The 16,174-nt window shown below is 55.6% G+C and carries 17 protein-coding genes and 1 other RNA gene; 17 read left to right on the plus strand and 1 reads right to left on the minus strand.

The annotated features are described in order from the left end of the window. Positions 1 to 3 precede the first annotated feature (3 nt). The 13 genes from HMPREF2971_RS01480 to ssrA all read left to right on the plus strand — a co-directional run bounded on the left by HMPREF2971_RS01480 (position 4) and on the right by ssrA (position 10,437). A complete protein-coding gene (locus HMPREF2971_RS01480; protein WP_044150294.1) occupies positions 4 to 777 on the plus strand; it encodes an ABC transporter ATP-binding protein in 774 nt (257 codons plus the stop codon). Positions 778 to 1,243: 466 nt separating this feature from the next. Then, complete coding sequence (locus tag HMPREF2971_RS01485; protein ID WP_070642731.1) at positions 1,244 to 2,506, plus strand: TadA family conjugal transfer-associated ATPase; 1,263 nt, start codon at positions 1,244 to 1,246, stop codon at positions 2,504 to 2,506. Beyond that, positions 2,506 to 3,360, plus strand: coding sequence for a type II secretion system F family protein (locus tag HMPREF2971_RS01490; protein WP_049356545.1), 855 nt, complete (start codon positions 2,506 to 2,508; stop codon positions 3,358 to 3,360). The genes HMPREF2971_RS01485 and HMPREF2971_RS01490 overlap by 1 nt, the downstream gene beginning before the upstream one ends. Beyond that, entirely contained in the window at positions 3,357 to 4,289 is a 933-nt protein-coding gene (locus HMPREF2971_RS01495; RefSeq protein ID WP_049345773.1) for a type II secretion system F family protein, read from the plus strand. Before HMPREF2971_RS01490 ends, HMPREF2971_RS01495 begins: the two co-directional genes overlap by 4 nt. Positions 4,290 to 4,397: 108 nt before the next feature. Continuing rightward, positions 4,398 to 4,625, plus strand: coding sequence for a hypothetical protein (locus tag HMPREF2971_RS01500; protein ID WP_005505403.1), 228 nt, complete (start codon positions 4,398 to 4,400; stop codon positions 4,623 to 4,625). Next, positions 4,625 to 5,080, plus strand: coding sequence for a TadE family protein (locus HMPREF2971_RS01505; RefSeq protein WP_049345771.1), 456 nt, complete (start codon positions 4,625 to 4,627; stop codon positions 5,078 to 5,080). The genes HMPREF2971_RS01500 and HMPREF2971_RS01505 overlap by 1 nt, the downstream gene beginning before the upstream one ends. A 37-nt stretch (positions 5,081 to 5,117) precedes the next feature. Continuing rightward, a complete protein-coding gene (locus HMPREF2971_RS01510; protein ID WP_239663307.1) occupies positions 5,118 to 5,567 on the plus strand; it encodes a pilus assembly protein TadE in 450 nt (149 codons plus the stop codon). Then, positions 5,530 to 6,105 (plus strand): pilus assembly protein TadG-related protein, encoded by a 576-nt coding sequence (locus HMPREF2971_RS01515; RefSeq protein WP_083314068.1) that lies wholly within the window; start codon positions 5,530 to 5,532, stop codon positions 6,103 to 6,105. The genes HMPREF2971_RS01510 and HMPREF2971_RS01515 overlap by 38 nt, the downstream gene beginning before the upstream one ends. A 261-nt stretch (positions 6,106 to 6,366) precedes the next feature. Continuing rightward, the gene (prfB, locus tag HMPREF2971_RS01520) at positions 6,367 to 7,494 is read left to right on the plus strand and encodes a peptide chain release factor 2 (protein ID WP_049362115.1); all 1,128 of its coding nucleotides are present in this window, start codon (positions 6,367 to 6,369) and stop codon (positions 7,492 to 7,494) included. Positions 7,495 to 7,512: 18 nt separating this feature from the next. Next, entirely contained in the window at positions 7,513 to 8,007 is a 495-nt protein-coding gene (smpB, locus tag HMPREF2971_RS01525) for an SsrA-binding protein SmpB (protein ID WP_005508591.1), read from the plus strand. Between the two features lie 130 nt (positions 8,008 to 8,137). Beyond that, positions 8,138 to 8,605, plus strand: coding sequence for a DUF4190 domain-containing protein (locus HMPREF2971_RS01530; RefSeq protein ID WP_060824559.1), 468 nt, complete (start codon positions 8,138 to 8,140; stop codon positions 8,603 to 8,605). A gap of 238 nt (positions 8,606 to 8,843) precedes the next feature. Then, positions 8,844 to 9,740: a DUF4190 domain-containing protein gene (locus HMPREF2971_RS01535; protein ID WP_070690826.1), complete on the plus strand. Its 897-nt coding sequence runs from the start codon at positions 8,844 to 8,846 to the stop codon at positions 9,738 to 9,740. Positions 9,741 to 10,064: 324 nt separating this feature from the next. Further along, positions 10,065 to 10,437: a transfer-messenger RNA gene (gene ssrA / locus HMPREF2971_RS01540) on the plus strand. A gap of 708 nt (positions 10,438 to 11,145) precedes the next feature. Here ssrA and HMPREF2971_RS01545 read toward each other — a convergent pair. Further along, the gene (locus HMPREF2971_RS01545; RefSeq protein ID WP_049342183.1) at positions 11,146 to 11,421 is read right to left on the minus strand and encodes a hypothetical protein; all 276 of its coding nucleotides are present in this window, start codon (positions 11,419 to 11,421) and stop codon (positions 11,146 to 11,148) included. Positions 11,422 to 11,555: 134 nt separating this feature from the next. On the opposite strand from HMPREF2971_RS01545, the gene HMPREF2971_RS09290 reads away from it, so the two are divergent. The 4 genes from HMPREF2971_RS09290 to HMPREF2971_RS01560 all read left to right on the plus strand — a co-directional run bounded on the left by HMPREF2971_RS09290 (position 11,556) and on the right by HMPREF2971_RS01560 (position 16,106). Beyond that, positions 11,556 to 11,732, plus strand: a complete 177-nt coding sequence (locus HMPREF2971_RS09290; protein WP_161799357.1) for a hypothetical protein — start codon at positions 11,556 to 11,558, stop codon at positions 11,730 to 11,732. Next, positions 11,732 to 13,696, plus strand: a complete 1,965-nt coding sequence (locus HMPREF2971_RS01550; protein WP_049342182.1) for an HsdM family class I SAM-dependent methyltransferase — start codon at positions 11,732 to 11,734, stop codon at positions 13,694 to 13,696. The genes HMPREF2971_RS09290 and HMPREF2971_RS01550 overlap by 1 nt, the downstream gene beginning before the upstream one ends. Next, positions 13,677 to 14,771 (plus strand): restriction endonuclease subunit S, encoded by a 1,095-nt coding sequence (locus HMPREF2971_RS01555; RefSeq protein ID WP_210398867.1) that lies wholly within the window; start codon positions 13,677 to 13,679, stop codon positions 14,769 to 14,771. The genes HMPREF2971_RS01550 and HMPREF2971_RS01555 overlap by 20 nt, the downstream gene beginning before the upstream one ends. A gap of 738 nt (positions 14,772 to 15,509) precedes the next feature. Further along, a complete protein-coding gene (locus HMPREF2971_RS01560; RefSeq protein WP_070690829.1) occupies positions 15,510 to 16,106 on the plus strand; it encodes a hypothetical protein in 597 nt (198 codons plus the stop codon). Positions 16,107 to 16,174: the final 68 nt, after the last annotated feature.

A 16,174-nucleotide genomic window follows, 5' to 3' on the forward strand; every position in this document is an offset into this window, starting at 1 on the left:
TCTGTGGATATTAAGAAGCTTGAGTTCCCGCCGGTGAGCCCGGACGCTCCCGTGGTGATTCACGTGGAGAATTTGGTGAAGCGCTTCGTTCTGCGCCACACCCGTTCGATGAAGGAAGCTTTTGTGTGGCTGATTAAGGGCCGCAAGGGTGATCTTTCGGAGAAGTTCAATGCGCTCAACGGCGTGAGCCTGGACATTCGTCAGGGTGAGCGTGTGGCTCTTCTGGGTCTGAACGGCTCGGGTAAGTCCACGCTGCTGAAGATGATTTCTGGCGTGATGCGCGCCGATGAGGGTGAGGTTCTCACTCGCGGCAATATTGCGGGTCTGATTGAGGTGGGCGCTGGTTTCCACCCGGATCTGACCGGCCGCGATAACGTGTACCTCAACGGCGCGATCTTGGGTATGTCCAAGGAGGAGATTGAGGCTTCCTTCGATTCGATTGTGGATTTCGCTGAGATTCACGACTTTATCGATACCGAGGTGAAGTTCTACTCTTCGGGTATGTACCTGCGTCTGGCGTTCTCGGTTGCGGTTCATACGAACCCGGATATCTTCCTGGTGGATGAGATTCTTGCGGTGGGCGATGAGCCGTTCCAGAAGAAGTGTATTGCGAAGATTCAGGAGCTGTGCTCTGCCGGTAAGACTCTTGCCGTGGTGAGCCATGACCTGGATTTGGTTTCTAAGATTTGTGACCGCGGCGTGGTGCTGGAGCACGGTAACCTGCGTTTTGACGGTCCGATTAAGGAAGCTGTGAAGGTGATTCGTGGTGGCGACTAGCCGTTAGGTGATTGCTTGTGATGGGGCGTGTATTCCCGATGGGGGAGTGCACGCCCCTTTGCTATATCCGAATGCTATGCCCGAATGCTGCGCCCGAGAAGCTGTTGTTGCTCGATAGGGTTCTAGCGTTTTAGCAGGGGCTGCTGCGGGGTATTTAAGACGAAATATTACGTGTGCACTAAGTGCAATATGGTGGTGCTCAACGGTGAGCGGTTCGGGAGGCGCACGTGCAATTGTTCTGCAAGTCACAGCTGACTAGGCACTTTGAATTTTGATGCACGTTAGGTAATGATATGTGCGATTCCATGCATCAAAAATACTCAAATACTATACTCGTAAATATTAAGGGGCGTTTTATTACATTTTGATAAATTTGATGCACTGAGGGTAGGGTGATGATGGCATTGATGTATCAATGCTTCACCGTATTCCACACAACCACACCACACAGCATCGGATCATTTCAATGGAGAACACCGTACTGGATACCCGGGCGGAGCATCTAACTCTGCTCGAGGAAAATATCCGTGAGGCAATGCGCCACCGCAGCCTGGACCCGCACGAGGACCAGCGCGCCGTTCGCGGGCTCATTGACGAGCACCTGAACGATTACGAACAGCGCCGCACCCGCATCTCCCTGCCCGATTTGGGCGACCGCGAATCCGTGATTCAGCGCCTGCACGATGAAATCTGCGGCTTCGGCGTGATCCAGCCGTTCCTCGATGATGAGAGCGTTGAAGAAATCTGGATCAACTCGCCCGACGAAATCTTTATCGCCCGCAACGGCGAAAGCGAATTGACCGGCCTGCACCTGAGCGCCGAGGCGATCAATAGCCTGCTGGAGCGCATGCTCAAGCCTTCGGGTCGCCGTGTGGATCTTTCCTCCCCGTTTGTTGATGCATCCCTGCCGGATGGATCCCGCTTGCACGCGGTGATTCCGGATATTACCCGCAGGCACACGAGCATCAACATCCGTAAGTTCGTGGTGCGTGCCCGCCGCCTGCCCGATCTGGTGCGCATGAACTCGCTGAGTGCTGGCGCGGCGTCCCTGCTGCATGCGGCAGTGGAGAGCGGCATGAACATCCTCGTTTCGGGTGCGACTCAGGCGGGTAAGACTACGATGCTGAACTGTCTGTCGGCATCTATTCCGCCGCGTGAGCGCGTGATTACGTGCGAAGAAATCTTTGAGCTCGCGGTTCCGCTCCGCGATGTGGTGGGTCTGCAGTGCCGCCAGCCGAACCTTGAGGGCACCGGCGCGATTGAGTTGCGCCGCCTGGTCAAGGAGGCTCTGCGTATGCGCCCGGACCGCATCCTCATTGGTGAGGTGCGCGAGGCGGAATCCCTGGACATGCTCATTGCGCTCAACGCGGGTCTGCCTGGCATGTGCACGATTCACGCGAACTCGGCACGTGACGCGGTGACCAAGATTTGTACCCTGCCGCTGCTGGCAGGCGAGAATATCTCCTCGGCGTTCGTGGTGCCGACCGTGGCGTCCTGCTTTGACATTGTGGTGCATTGCGGCCGCGATTCGCGCGGTCAGCGCCAGGTCGAAGAGATCAGCATGCTGGGCGGCCGCGTTGAGGACGGCGTGATTGAGATGTCCCCGCTGTTTGTGCGCCGTGACGGTCAGATGGTGTGCGTGGCGTTGGAGCTGCCGAACCCGGACCGTTGGATTCGTGCCGGTCACCGCCCCGAGCAGGTGCTGGCTGCGGCGAAGGCGGGTCAGTAATGCCCCTGTTTCTGAGCCTGATTTTGGGGTTGGGCGTCTGCCTGATTTACCTTTCCTGCTTTCCTGATAACGGCAAGCCGCCGAAGCCGAGTAATGACCCGGCGCTGGTTGTGGCGTTGCGTAAGGCGGGTATGCATTCGCTGACTCCTCGCACGTTCATGTGGGTGAGCGTTGCCAGCGGCGTGACTGCCTCGGTGTTGTTGCTGATGGTCACTCAGCTGCTACCGTTGGGTCTGCTGGGCCTGATTGGTGGTTTTGTGGCGCCTCGTGTGGTCGTGAATCATCGTGCTCGCGCGGCGGATGCCCGTATTTGGCAGTTGTGGCCGGATGCGGTGGACCACCTGCGTTCGGCGATTCGTGCGGGCCTGTCCCTGCCGGAGGCGCTGATTCAGCTTTCATACCGCGGCCCGGAAGAGTTGCGTGATGCCTTTGCCCATTTCTCGCGTGATTACCGTGCGTCGGGTGAGTTCGTGCCGTCGCTGAACCGTTTGAAGGAGTATCTCTCTGACCCGGTGGCGGACACCATTATTGAGGCGTTGAAAATTGCCCGCGAGGTGGGTGGTTCGGACCTGGGTAAGCTGCTGGGTACGCTGAGTGATTTTCTGCGTGAGAATGCGCGTACCCGTTCGGAGCTTCTGGCGCGTCAGTCGTGGACTGTGAATGCGGCTCGCCTTTCCTGCGTGGCGCCCTGGTTTGTGTTGTGCCTGATGGCGACTCAGCCTGCCGCGCGCATGGTGTATAACTCGTTTGCCGGTGCGATGCTGATGATTGCCGGTGCCGCTATTTCTTTGGCGGCGTACCGTCTGATGCTGCGTATTGGTGAGTTGCCGCGTGAACGGAGGGTTTTCGGATGAATCTGCCTCTGATTTTTGGTCTGCTGCTGGCGACCGGCGTGGGTCTGATTCTCTCATCGGTGCTGAATACTCGCAGTATTTCGTTCTCTGATCGTGTGGCGTCGCAGCTGCGCGGTGAGACTCTACGTGAGTCGCTTTTGAAGGAGCAGGAGCGCCGCGAGCCAAGCCTGTTGGAGGCGATTTCGGCGTTCTGTGCGCCGCTTCTGCGTTCGCTGTCTTCGTCGTTGAGCGGCTCGTCGCTGAGTGATAGTTCGGTGCAGGAGCGTTTGCGCCGTGCTGGCTCTTCGCAGAGTGTGAGTGCGTTTCGTGCTGAGCAGCTGCTGTGGGCTCTTGCCGGTGTGACCGTTATGAGTGCCCTAACTGTCATCGGCGTGGTGCAGGAGCGTTTCTCCATCCTGGTGGCTCTTGTTCTGGTGCTGGTGAGCGGTTTGAGCGGCTTTCTGGCGCGTGACTGGTGGCTGGGCGAGGCGGTGACTAAGCGTGAAAAGCAGCTGGTTGCTGAGTTCCCGGCGCTGGCGGAGATGATGGCTCTGTCGGTGACGGCGGGCGAGTCAGCACTGGCGGCTTTGGAGCGTATCTGTTTGACTTCTCGCGGCGAGTTGGCTCGCGAGTTTTCGGAGATTTTGGCGCAGACCCGTACCGGCGTTTCTCTGCTGAGCGCGCTGCAGGAGTTTGCGGAGCGTACTCGCGTTCCGGCGCTGAGCCGCTTCGTTGAGGGTATTGCTGTTGCGATTGAGCGCGGCACCCCTCTGGCTGATGTGTTGCGTGCGCAGGCTCAGGATGTGCGCGATAACGCTAAGCGTGAGCTGATGGAAACAGCCGGCAAGAAGGAGATTGCGATGCTTGCCCCGGTGGTGTTTTTCATCCTGCCGCTGACCGTAATTTTTGCGGTCTTCCCGGGCCTGTCGCTCATGCGTTTGAACTTTTAGATTTTGCGGCGGGTACACGCTGTACCGGCCGCGCCGCGGTGGGCTGGGCTGATTGCCCGGTGCGCCGCACCAACCACACACTACACCCTTTGATAGAAGGAGAAAATCATGTTCCGTCGTTTCCGCACCACCCTCACCGTGCTGATCGCCCTGGCTATCGCATCCGTGCTGGCTCTGCGCCTGAAGAACAAGCAGGATGACCCCGAGCGCGGCGACGTGCCCGGCTGGGTCATGATTACCATGATGAGCGCCGTGCTGGTTGCCGCTATCCTGGCGATTGCTCAGCCCGCTCTGACCAAGATGTTCAACGACGCGATTGCTCTGGTTCACCAGTAATGCGTAAGCCCCGCATCGCTTCTGAGCTGACTGCCGCTGAGCTATTCTCCGCGGAATATTCTGTGGAGGATAGCGAGCGCGGTGACGCCAGCACGGAATTCGTCATGGTCGGTGCGCTGCTGGTGTTGCTGACCATGGCGATTCTGCAGGTTTCTTTCGCCCTGTATGCACGAACCATGTTGGTGGATGCTGCGGCGGCTGGGGCACGTTACGGTACGATGCGTGACCGCACTCCGCAGGAGGGCATGGAGCGTACCCGTCAGATGATTGAGGGGGTTCTTCCGTCTTCGTATGCTGAGAATATTTCGTACCGTCAGAGTAGTGATTCTACGGGCGTGCGCACTTTGGAGGTGACGGTGAAGTCTCCGTTACCGGTGCTGGGCCCGTGGGGTTTTCCGGATTCTATTGAGGTGAAGGGGCATGCGATTTATGCGGAGCATCGTTCCGGTGATTAGTGGCTTTTCGCTTCGGCAGCGGGTGAAGGAACGCCTGATGAGCCGCTCTGACCGGCCTCTTTCTAACCAGCACAATCCTGAAGAGGGTAGCGCCATTGTGGAGTTCCTGGGTTTGGGTATTACTCTGCTCATCCCGGTGCTCTACGGCATTCTGACGATTTTTAGCCTGCAGTCTTCGGTGATGGCGGCTCATGCGGCGAGCGCCCAGGTGGTGCTGTATGTGCAGGAGCAGCCGCAGGATTCGTCGGTGGGCCCGGATTTGGCTAAGCGTCTGGCGGTGCACGCCGCAGCGGATTACGGGGTTGACCCGTCCGATGTGAGCGTGTCGTTGAGCTGTTCGTCGGGGGAGTGCGTCTCGGGTACGAAGGCGTACGCCACGGTGACGGTTCAGGCGCGTCTGCCGCTGCTGCCTTCGTTTATGGGTGGCGGCGTGATTCCGGTGAGTTCTCATGCGACGAGTTGGGGGTCTGGTCATGCTGATTCCTAATGGTTCGTCGGCTCGCCTGCTTTCCTCGGTGCGGGAGCGCTACGCTAACGCATGCCGTCGTACCCGTCTACAGGCTCGTGCCCGTGCGCAGAGCCGGGCGCTCGCCTCAGACCCGTTTGCCTCAGACCCGGAAGAGGGCAGTATTGCCCCGCTGATTGTGGGCATGTTGGCGTTGCTTCTGCTCATCGGTTCGGTGACAGTGGCGATTACGGGTGCGTATCTGCAGACTCAGCATCTGCAGGATATGGCGGACGCTCAGGCGAACTCGATTACCCGCACGATGCGCACTCCGGATGAGGCGAGTGGTTCGGCGGCGTGGGAGTATGCGAGTGCGTACTTGGCTGAGGTTCAGCCGGGGCAGGATTTTCAGGCGTTGCGTCTGGAGAATGTGTCCGTGGATTCTGATCAGAGCGTGCACGTGTACCTGTCGGCTCGTATTCGTCCGCCGCTGCTGTCGATTCTGGTGCCTGATGGTATTGAGGTGACCGCTCATGGTTCGTCGCGTTTGAAGACGAGCCAGGGCCCGTCCACCGATTAGTGCGTCCATCAACGGCGCACGGGCGTAACGGCGCACGGGCGTAACGGCGCACTCGCTTATTGGTGTGTTGTGAGCCCCATAGACTGCGAGGGCGCATCCGCAAGGTAGTGTAACGGCTAGCGGATGCGCCCTCGTTTTATGCCTTTTTATGTCTTCGTTGCGCGGCTTCTGCCCTCTAACCACTCTGTCCTTCTGCGCTGTGGGCTGTTGCGGGCTGTAACGGCGGGACTTTCTGGCAGTTTCGCGATAGTGTTAAAAGCTATGGCATCCTTCGACTTTTCTGCTGAGATTAAAGAGCTTCGCGCGATCTTCGACTCTATTGCTGCTGTGAGCGATATTGAGGGGATTGAGCGCGCCATTGAGGACCTGTCTGCGCAGGCTGCCGCACCCGATTTGTGGGATGACGTGGAGAACGCGCAGAAGGTCACGAGCGCACTGTCGTATAAGCAGTCAGAGCTGAACCGTTTGCGTTCGCTGTCTTCTCGCATTGATGATGTTGAGGTGATGGTGGAGCTTGCCGAAGCGGAGGATGAGGAGACTGCCGCCGAGCTGCTCGCTGATGCTGAACGTGAGTGCGGTGAGATCCGCGCCAAGCTGGAAGAGCTTGAGGTGCTGGTGCTGCTGTCGGGTGAGTACGATCAGCGTGAGGCTGTGGTGACGATCCGTTCGGGCGCCGGCGGCGTGGATGCTGCTGATTTCGCGGAGATGCTGCTGCGCATGTACCTGCGTTGGGCGGAGAAGAACGGCTACCCGACGAAGGTTCTGGACACCTCCTACGCTGAGGAGGCGGGCCTGAAGTCGGTGACCTTCGAGGTGAACGCACCGTACGCTTTTGGTCGCCTGTCGGTGGAGGCGGGTACTCACCGCCTGGTGCGTATTTCGCCGTTCGATAATCAGGGCCGCCGCCAGACCTCGTTCGCGGCGGTTGAGGTGATCCCTCTGATTGAGCAGACGGATGCTATTGAGATTCCCGAGTCTGAGATTAAGGTGGATGTGTTCCGCTCCTCGGGCCCGGGTGGTCAGTCGGTGAATACGACGGATTCGGCGGTGCGTATGACTCACTTGCCGACCGGTATTGTGGTGTCGATGCAGAATGAGAAGTCGCAGTTGCAGAACCGTGCGGCGGCTTTGCGTGTGTTGCAGTCTCGCCTGTTGCTGTTGCGTAAGGAGCAGGAGGATGCGAAGAAGAAGGAGCTTGCCGGTGATATTAAGGCAAGCTGGGGTGATCAGATGCGCTCCTATGTTCTGCATCCGTACCAGATGGTGAAGGATCTGCGTACCGGCTATGAGGAGGGTAATACCTCTAATGTTTTGGATGGCGGTTTGAACGCCTTTATTGATGCTGGTATTCGCTGGCGTGCTTCGGGGCGCGCGGCTGAAGAGAGCTAAGACGTGAAGGATTGAGTAATGGCTCAGAAAAAGAAGAAAGACGCGAAGAAGGACCCGAATAACGCGATTATTGCCCAGAATAAGAAGGCTCGCCACAACTACAACATTGTGGATACCTATGAGGCGGGTATTGTTCTGCTGGGTACTGAGGTGAAGTCTCTGCGTGATGGTGGGGCGTCCATTGTGGATGGTTTCTGTCAGGTGACCGATAACGAGTTGTGGCTCGAGGGCATTCATATTGCGGAGTACGGTTACGGTACGTGGACGAACCATGCGGCTCGTCGTCGCCGTAAGCTGCTGCTGCATCGTTCTGAGATTAATAAGTTGGCGCAGAAGCTGAAGGAGACCGGTTACACGGTGGTTCCGTTGAAGCTGTACTTCTCGAATGGTCGTGCGAAGGTTGAGATTGCTTTGGCGACCGGTAAGCGTGAGTACGATAAGCGTCAGGCTTTGCGCGAGCGTCAGGATGACCTGGAGGCGCGCCGCGCGATGCGTTACCGCAACCTCGGCTAAAGCTGAGGCAACGGCCGGGGTGCACGGTTGCTCTAGGAACTTGCCGGTAGGGGCGGGGCGCGGTTCCTCACGTATAATGGTTAAAAATTCGTGGCGTACCGCGAGCACCATTCATTCTTTGAGGAGACATATGTCTGAGAACCCGAACTACCAGCAGAACCCGGGCGAGTTCATTCCCGCACCGCAGCAGGCACCCGCATACAACATGCAGGGCGGCTACCCCGGCTACCAGCCGAAACCGGGCTCGGGGCTGGCTATCGCCTCCTTGGTCTGCGGTATTTTGGGTGTTCTGACCGGTATTTTTATCTTTAGTGGACTTTCTCTTGGCCTGGCGGGTATCGTGCTGGGTATTGTTGCGCTGGTGAAGGTGAAGAACGGTACCGCTTCCGGTAAGGGCATGGCGATTGGTGGCATTGTCACCGGTGCGCTGGGCATGATTGTTGCTGTTGTCGTGCTGGTTCTGGGCATGATTGGCCTTAGCATGCTCGGCGACTGCGCTGAGCAGGCCGTGCAGGATTCGAACGGCAACTACGTGTGCACCATCGAGGGTAAAACCATGACGATGAGCCCCGATGAGTACAAGGTGTACCGCCGTTAAATCGCGTTGAGTCTTTGAAGCGTTGAGGGACCGAATAGTGTTGAACTATTCGGTCCCTTGCTCTTTTTCTGCGCTGATTCTGCCCGATTGGTGGATTCTGGGGGATGATTCTGGAATCTTGGACTTCATAGATGACCCCAATGACGGCTTATTTATATAATGGAACCGAACTCAGCGCGCAACGGTGCGTTGGGCGAGTATAAATTGTTCGCTGCAACTGTGAAGGAAAGAACGACGGATGTCTGAGAATAACTACGGAAACAACCAGGGGAACGCACAGAACCCCTACGCTGCTCAGCAGCCTAATTCTTCCGCCCAGAGCTCGTACGGTCAGGATTACGGCCAGGCTCCTTCGGCACAGAACACCTACGGCCAGGATTACGGTCAGAGCGCATCCGCTCAGAACACCTACGGCCAGGCACAGCAGCAGAACGCTACTCCGCAGAACTCGACCCAGCAGAACCAGTACGGTCAGTTCGGTGCGCAGCCTTCTTCGCAGAATGCTTACGGCCAGAACGCTGCTCAGGGTACCTCTGCCCAGGGCGTTGCTGCTCAGGGCGCTTCGGCTCAGAACACCTACGGCCAGCAGCAGTACGGCTACGGTCAGGACGCTTCCTACCAGGCGCAGCCCGCTCAGCAGAATCAGTACGGTTACGGCCAGGACGCCTCCTACCAGGCGCAGCCCGCTGACTACAACTACCAGCAGAACTCTTACCAGCAGCAGCCTCAGCAGGATGCTTACGGTTACGGTCAGCCCGCAGGTTACCCGTATGCGGCTCCCGTGACGAAGAAGGCTCCCGGCATGGCGCTGGCGGCGATGATTCTCGGTATTGCGGCTGTGCTGACCGGTTTCTTCGTGTTTGGCGCTCTGCTGGGTATTGCCGCAATCATTCTGGGTGTGCTGTCCCTGAAGAAGGTCAAGGAAGCTGGTGCAGGTAAGGCATTCGCGCTGACCGGTATTATCACCGGTGCGGTGTCTGTCCTGATTTCGATTTGCATGCTTTTCGTATTCATTTCTTTCTATCAGACCACTCAGAAGTGCCTTGAGGTTGGTACCGAGGACGGTCACGGTAACGTGGTCTGCCAGATTGGTGACAACCCGAACAACCGCATGACTGTTTCTGCGCGCCACTAAGGTTTGACCGCCTAGCACGGTACACGAACGGGGTGAGGCTCCCAGAATATCTGGGGTGCCTCACACCCCGTTTGCTGTGCCCGTCGTTGAGCCGGGTGTGTGCGGTGGAGGAGCGCTCGCCGGGTTCTCTGCAGGTGTTCTCTGTAAGTATCCGCCGGCTGTGTTCTCTGTCAGTGAGAGCGTCGTGTGTGCGGGGTGGGGGACTTGCACACCGTTAAACACCTCCGATATACTGAATCTCTACCGTGTTTGAATGGCACCGCGGCATCAAGGTATGTTGAGGAAAACTTTCAGAAGACGGTGGGCTTTTTGATAAAAGCATAGGGGGATGATCGGTTTCGACGATGTGAGTTGAGATGGGTGAAGCGTGCCGAGGATGCAGGGTTATCTCGTTAACGCCCTCTGCAAAAAATTAAGTGCAGAATCTAAGCGCACTGACTTCGCACTCGCTGCCTAAGCGCGAGTTGCCGTCTGTCGGCCTGAGCATGCCTTTGGCTCAGTTACCGGCATCGACTTAAAAGGCCACTGCTGCTAGCCCTTGTTGCGGGGGTTAGTGGGACTTTTACGTAACTAGGTTCGTCGGTATATGTGTTTATGCAAGTACCGGAGCCGAAAAGTAGCGTTCGCATAAACTGCGCACGGAGAAGCCCCGTTGACGCCACATCGGACCGGGGTTCGATTCCCCGCATCTCCACGATCTCCCAACCGCCCGCTCACCTTCACGGGTGTGCGGCGGTGATTATCGGTTCCAATCCAGAGGAAGAACCGCGGTAGGTTTCTACCACCCGGCAGGACGCCCCACGGCGTCACCTGCCGGGTATTTTTATGCCCAATTTTCGGGGACGCTCGGGGCGTGCCTGAGCGCTCGTGGGTTGGGCGTCAAAAGGTTTGAGCTAACGTCAAAAAGTATGGGCTGGCGTCGAAAGGTTCTATTTATCAGGACTGCCAAGGCCCAGCCGATAGAGTGTGCTGCGATGGCAAATTTTTTGGTTTTGTGACGCAGGGTGGCTGGGTACCTCACCCTCCACCGAGCATGGCTGGAAGCCTAGTAATTAGTTAAAACTTTTATATGACTTGGAGCTGAGTTTGTCGGTGATTTTTCTGAGCGGAGAGTGTCGGGCATGGCTTGGGCATTGGTGATTTTTGTTATGCAATTTTTGCATGGTAACCCTTAGCTGCACGCTGTTTTAACACAATTTTTTCCAAAAAAGTGAGTGGCGCTGAGAGAAAATGTAAGCCAAAATCTCGGGTGCTTGGCGCCTGAGTGGCGACATTTTCTGAGACGCTTTTTACTCTCTTTGGCATTGCTCTGAGTGTGATTTTCACTCAGCTTTTTGGGTTGGTCTGTCTGTGTGCGATAGGGGTTTTGCGGGGTGTGTTCTTGCGCAGATATGAGATTTGCGTCTTAGTGAAGCTCAGGGACTGGGACACCAGACCATGCCGTCCCGAAATGGTCTATCCCCCAGACGTACAGGTCTAACTCCTCGTCATGGAAGACCGCCTCATCAGTGTGCTTTAGCAAGAAATCAGGGTCAGAGATGATGAAGCACTGGAATATCTCGGTGTACAAATCGCCGTTTATCAGCTCTAACGGACGGCTTGTAATGTCGTTGGTGAGCACCATCCCTCCAACCTGCCTTGATAGGTCTTCGTAAGTCTCGATGTAATCGTTGAAATCCATGGAATCCTCCTTTGTCTAGTGCAATCTTGACCGTCTTTAGACGGTCTTTGAGGCACGTAAAAGGTTGATTTATCTGGTAGATTGTTGCACGCTGATACGTAGTTACGTGAATACGTATCATAGGAGGGTATGATATGGACAAGAAAGGCGAAAAGAAGACGTCAGGAAGCGTCAGGCGAACGAAGCTGACGCTTTCCATGACGGTGGAGGATAAGAAGAGATTGAAAATTATTGCAGCCAAGAGGGAGAAATCCATCTCAGCGATGCTGCATGAATGGATTGAGGAAAATGGAGAGGAAGCCGAGGAGTAATGGCAAAGAAAGAAGTTGAGATTGACCTGTGGGTCGCAAAGCAGCTTGATGAATGTGACATCAAATTTGATGCTCAGGGTAGCAATACGAAGGAGATTAACGACGCCCTTAAGACGGCGTCGAAGCGAGGAACTGGTAAAGCAGGATATCCTGAGTACGTCGCCGTCATCGGTGATTTTGTGCTGGTTATCGAGGATAAGGCAGCGCTTGACAAGCACATCAATCTGACTGATAAGGGCGTGATTGATACGGAAGTCAAGTCAGTGACCGGCTATGCGGTCAACGGCGCTTACTTCTACGGGAAGCATATTGCCCAGAATAGCAACTTCAAGAAGGTGTTTGCTGTTGGTGTGTCGGGTGATGAGAAGCACCGCAAGATTACGCCGCTTTGGGTCGATGACCGTGAGGGTTACAAGCAGTTGCCGGATATTGAATCGTTCGTCTGGTTCTCACCGGGAAACATCAACGAGTACTACACGAGATACGTTCTGGAAGAGGCTACTGATGTTGAAAAGACAACGGAGCAGATTCTTAAGGACGCTGCTAATCTTCACGAGTATCTGCGTACATACGGCACACTGAAAGACCAGGATAAGCCGCTGGTCGTCGCTGGTATCCTGCTGGCGCTGGATGAAATCGAGTACGGCGGGTTCAGTATTGCCTCTCTGACGGGCGACCAAATTGCGGGCAACCGCGACGGTGACAAGCTGATGAACGCCATCAGGACGCGCCTGACACGCTCCAACGTGGGGCCTGACGCGAAGAAGGACAAGCTCCTTGCAGAGTTTGACATCTTGCAGACCAGCTTTAGGTTGAACGAAATCAACGAGACGCTGAGCAAGAAACACGGCAAGACGCAGGGCAAGACGCTCGGCAAGACGCCGCTCAAGTTCTACACGGAGTTCCTGTATGAGCACGTGTTCAAGAACATCAAGTACCAGAAGACTTCCGAGGACTTCATCGGGCGCTTCTATGGTGAGTTCATGAGCTATTCTGGCGGCGACGGACAGACGCTGGGCATCATCCTGACGCCTCATCACATCACGGATTTGATGTGTGATTTGGTGGACATCCAGCCTGACGACGTGGTACTCGACCCGACGTGCGGCACGGCAGGATTCCTGATTTCCGCGATGCACAAGATGCTTTCCATGGCCGACAGCGACCAGCAGAGAAAGAGCATCAAGAAAAAGCAGCTTCACGGCTTCGAACTTCAGAGCAACATGTTCGCGGTTGCTGCTGCGAATATGATTCTGCGCCGTGACGGCAATAGCAACCTTGAGTGCAGTGACTTTCTGGGCAAGATCCCGGCACAGGTGCAGATGAAGGGCGCGACGGTCGGGCTAATGAACCCTCCGTACTCGCAGGGTACGAAAGCAGACCCGAGCCAGTACGAGCTGTCGTTTATCAAGCGTATGCTGGATTCTCTGACGGAAGGAGCGCGTGCGGCTGTCATCGTTCCTCAGTCATCCATGACTGGTAAGTCAAAGGCCGAGCAGGCGTTCAAAGACGCCATCATGAAACATCACACACTTGAGGGTGTTATCACTTGCAATACGGACACGTTCTACGGTGTGGGCACGAACCCGGTCATCGCCGTGTTTACGGCGCATGAGCCGCATCCGAAGGACAGGGTCTGCAAGTTCATCGACTTCCGTGATGATGGCTACGAGGTTAGTGCGCACGTAGGACTCGTTGAGGGCAACTCTGCTAAGGACAAGCGCCAGCATCTGCTGGACGTTTGGTTCGGGCGCGTTGAGGCACCGTCGAAGTTCTGCGTCGAATCAACGGTTGAACCGGATGACGAGTGGCTGCACAGCTTTTACTACTTTAACGACGAGATTCCGACCGATGCCGACTTCGAGAAGTCTATCGGCGACTATCTGACGTTCGAGTTCTCCATGGTCATGCAGAACCGCGAGTATTTGTTTGAGGAAGGTGCTGATGATGAAAAGACTAACTGAGAAGGAATGGAAGCCGATTAAAATCATCGACATTTTCGAGACAGTAAAGCCTGGAAAAATTTCTCGAGCAAATCAGTTCGAGAAAGTATCAAATGGTGGAGTAAATTATATTGCAGCTACAAATCGCAATAATGGTGTCTTGTACTATTTAGAACCATCTGAAGATTTAAAGAAAAAGGTTCAAGCTGGAAATTGTATTGGATTTATTAAAGATGGTGATGGCTCAGCAGGTTATGCGATTTATAAGCATGAACCATTTGCCTCAACTGTAAATGTTATCTATGGGTATGCCGATTGGCTCAATCGCGAAAATGGTCTATTTTTCGTTGCTGCCCAGGACATGATAGAAGACAAATACAGCCACGGTTATAAACGCAATCTGCAGCATCTTCGCGGGGATAAGGTCATGCTTCCTGTCGATGACAAGGGCAATCCTGACTATGCCTACATGACGCTTTACTCCACTGAAGTGAGGGGGGGGATGCTCATGCGGTATAAGAATTTCATTGCTGGGCAGCTCTCCCAGTTGGAGCACAAGGATATTCCGGCTCTTGATGAGAAGGAGTGGAAGAAATTTAAGGCTTTTGGCGATGATGGGATTCTGGACATTGCTACGACAAGTAGCAGTATTGATGGCATCCGCTTGAAAGACGGTCAGACTAAGACTTTGCCTTATGTCACGCGTACAGACAACAGTAATGGAATTGCGCGTTTTGTAAGCTCAGATAATCTGTCATATGGCTATGATGATGCGGGATGCATCACTGTCGGTCTTGATACGCAGACAGCATTTTGGCAGCCACATGATTTTGTGACTGGACAGAACATACAAATCATTTCAGGGAAGAGGCTGAATCAATACTTAGCTCAATTTATCGTTCCTTTGCTACGAAGTCAGATGACAGCTAAGTTTAACTGGGGTGGCAACGGGGCGACACTAGGTCGTATGAAACGACTTGAGATTATGCTTCCAGTTACTGATGCTGGCATGCCTGATTACAAGTACATGGAGCAGTATACGAAGAACATGATGCTCAAGAAGTATGAGCAGTATCTGGCGTTCATTGACCGCTAAAGCTCAGCTGAGGAGGTGAATGTATAGGTGGAAAGACTGAATTTGTCCAGAACGACAACAACCTAGCTATCGCCTACTACCGCTTTTTGAGGACAAGCACAGCATCAAGGTGTATTTCATGAAGTTCGCAAACGCGGACTTTGAAAATCCAGAGACGCGCAGGAGGCTATTCGAGTACTTCGTAGATAAAATCTATCTGTATGAGGACAGGCTCGTATTCATATCGTGGTACTCAGAAGAGAATCGCGAGGTGCCTTACGAGGCGCTGAACGGAGACGACGAGGGGAAGCCGTCGAGTTCGATTGCTTCTCCTTTGGCTCCACAATCTCCCAGCCGTCCGCTATCCCGTATGGGGTGCGGCGGTGATTATCGGTTCCAATCCAGAGGAAGAACCGCGGTAGGTTTCTACCACCCGGCAGGACGCCCCACGGCGTCACCTGCCGGGTATTTTTATGCCCAATTGTCGGTCTGTTCTGGGGTGTGCCGGCGTGCTCGTGGGTGCTCAGGTGACCGCATTGTAATGAGAACGTCATCAGAGAAGACGAAAACGCACCCTATGGCGTAGTATCGAAGGGTAAATATCGTTGTTCGGCGTTGATTGTTCATTCAATCTCACCGGCAACATTCGAGAGCAACCACAGAGCCACCAAACGAGCCACAGAATAGCCGGTCATAGGGACGCCACCGCTACGACGCGGTAGCTACACAGCCGCTATGACGACCACTCAAGGACACACCATGGAAAACCAGATTCCCGCCCCCTCCTTCCCGGAGCAGAACAACGCAAACTCCCCGCAGCCGGTACCTGCAGGCGTCGCACCCGGCGCTCCCCTCGGCGCAGCACCCGCACCCGCCCTGGGCATGGCACCCGCTAACGTGCGCGACCGCGACGACAGCTACCAGCGCATCCCGGACATCTACCGGGTACCGGCTGAGCACCGCCGCCCCTACGGCGAGACCACCAGCGACTTCCGCGGCCCCGGCTACTTCTACTCCATCGGCGCGTTCGGTGCCTCCCTGGGCGCCCTGGCATTGACCCTCTACGCGTGGGTTCAGGTCGCGGCACTCCACGCTGAGGCAAGGACCAGCTCCGGCGGTTACAGCTCCTCTGCTTATAGCTCCGGTCTGAGCCCCAACATCATGGTGATTGCTCTGCTGCTCGTGGGCCTAATCCCGGTAGGCGTGTCTATCTGGCTTGCCATCTACTCGGCGAAGGTGAACGCCGGTCACACCACCAAGTACACCTCGAAGATGACGACCTTCAACATTCTGGCGTACATCATCTCGGGTCTGAGCCTGCTGGGTCTGCTCGGCACCCTCACGATGCTGTCCTAAAACAGGCAATACGTGCTCTCAAAGCGATAACAGCGAGGCGGCGGCTTTCCACTGACCGGAAAGCCGCC

The organism is Rothia sp. HMSC066G07 (genome assembly GCF_001814485.1).
Lineage (GTDB): Bacteria > Actinomycetota > Actinomycetes > Actinomycetales > Micrococcaceae > Rothia.

Bases quoted from the DNA above. Each gene is read 5' to 3' on its own strand.
- HMPREF2971_RS01485 (WP_070642731.1), top strand. From the start codon at position 1,244: ATGGAGAACACCGTACTGGATACCCGGGCGGAGCATCTAACTCTGCTC.
- HMPREF2971_RS01490 (WP_049356545.1), top strand. From the start codon at position 2,506: ATGCCCCTGTTTCTGAGCCTGATTTTGGGGTTGGGCGTCTGCCTGATT.
- HMPREF2971_RS01495 (WP_049345773.1), top strand. From the start codon at position 3,357: ATGAATCTGCCTCTGATTTTTGGTCTGCTGCTGGCGACCGGCGTGGGT.
- HMPREF2971_RS01500 (WP_005505403.1), top strand. From the start codon at position 4,398: ATGTTCCGTCGTTTCCGCACCACCCTCACCGTGCTGATCGCCCTGGCT.
- HMPREF2971_RS01505 (WP_049345771.1), top strand. From the start codon at position 4,625: ATGCGTAAGCCCCGCATCGCTTCTGAGCTGACTGCCGCTGAGCTATTC.
- HMPREF2971_RS01510 (WP_239663307.1), top strand. From the start codon at position 5,118: ATGAGCCGCTCTGACCGGCCTCTTTCTAACCAGCACAATCCTGAAGAG.
- HMPREF2971_RS01515 (WP_083314068.1), top strand. From the start codon at position 5,530: ATGCGACGAGTTGGGGGTCTGGTCATGCTGATTCCTAATGGTTCGTCG.
- prfB (WP_049362115.1), top strand. From the start codon at position 6,367: ATGGCATCCTTCGACTTTTCTGCTGAGATTAAAGAGCTTCGCGCGATC.
- smpB (WP_005508591.1), top strand. From the start codon at position 7,513: ATGGCTCAGAAAAAGAAGAAAGACGCGAAGAAGGACCCGAATAACGCG.
- HMPREF2971_RS01530 (WP_060824559.1), top strand. From the start codon at position 8,138: ATGTCTGAGAACCCGAACTACCAGCAGAACCCGGGCGAGTTCATTCCC.
- HMPREF2971_RS01535 (WP_070690826.1), top strand. From the start codon at position 8,844: ATGTCTGAGAATAACTACGGAAACAACCAGGGGAACGCACAGAACCCC.
- HMPREF2971_RS01545 (WP_049342183.1), bottom strand. From the start codon at position 11,421: ATGGATTTCAACGATTACATCGAGACTTACGAAGACCTATCAAGGCAG.
- HMPREF2971_RS09290 (WP_161799357.1), top strand. From the start codon at position 11,556: ATGGACAAGAAAGGCGAAAAGAAGACGTCAGGAAGCGTCAGGCGAACG.
- HMPREF2971_RS01550 (WP_049342182.1), top strand. From the start codon at position 11,732: ATGGCAAAGAAAGAAGTTGAGATTGACCTGTGGGTCGCAAAGCAGCTT.
- HMPREF2971_RS01555 (WP_210398867.1), top strand. From the start codon at position 13,677: ATGATGAAAAGACTAACTGAGAAGGAATGGAAGCCGATTAAAATCATC.
- HMPREF2971_RS01560 (WP_070690829.1), top strand. From the start codon at position 15,510: ATGGAAAACCAGATTCCCGCCCCCTCCTTCCCGGAGCAGAACAACGCA.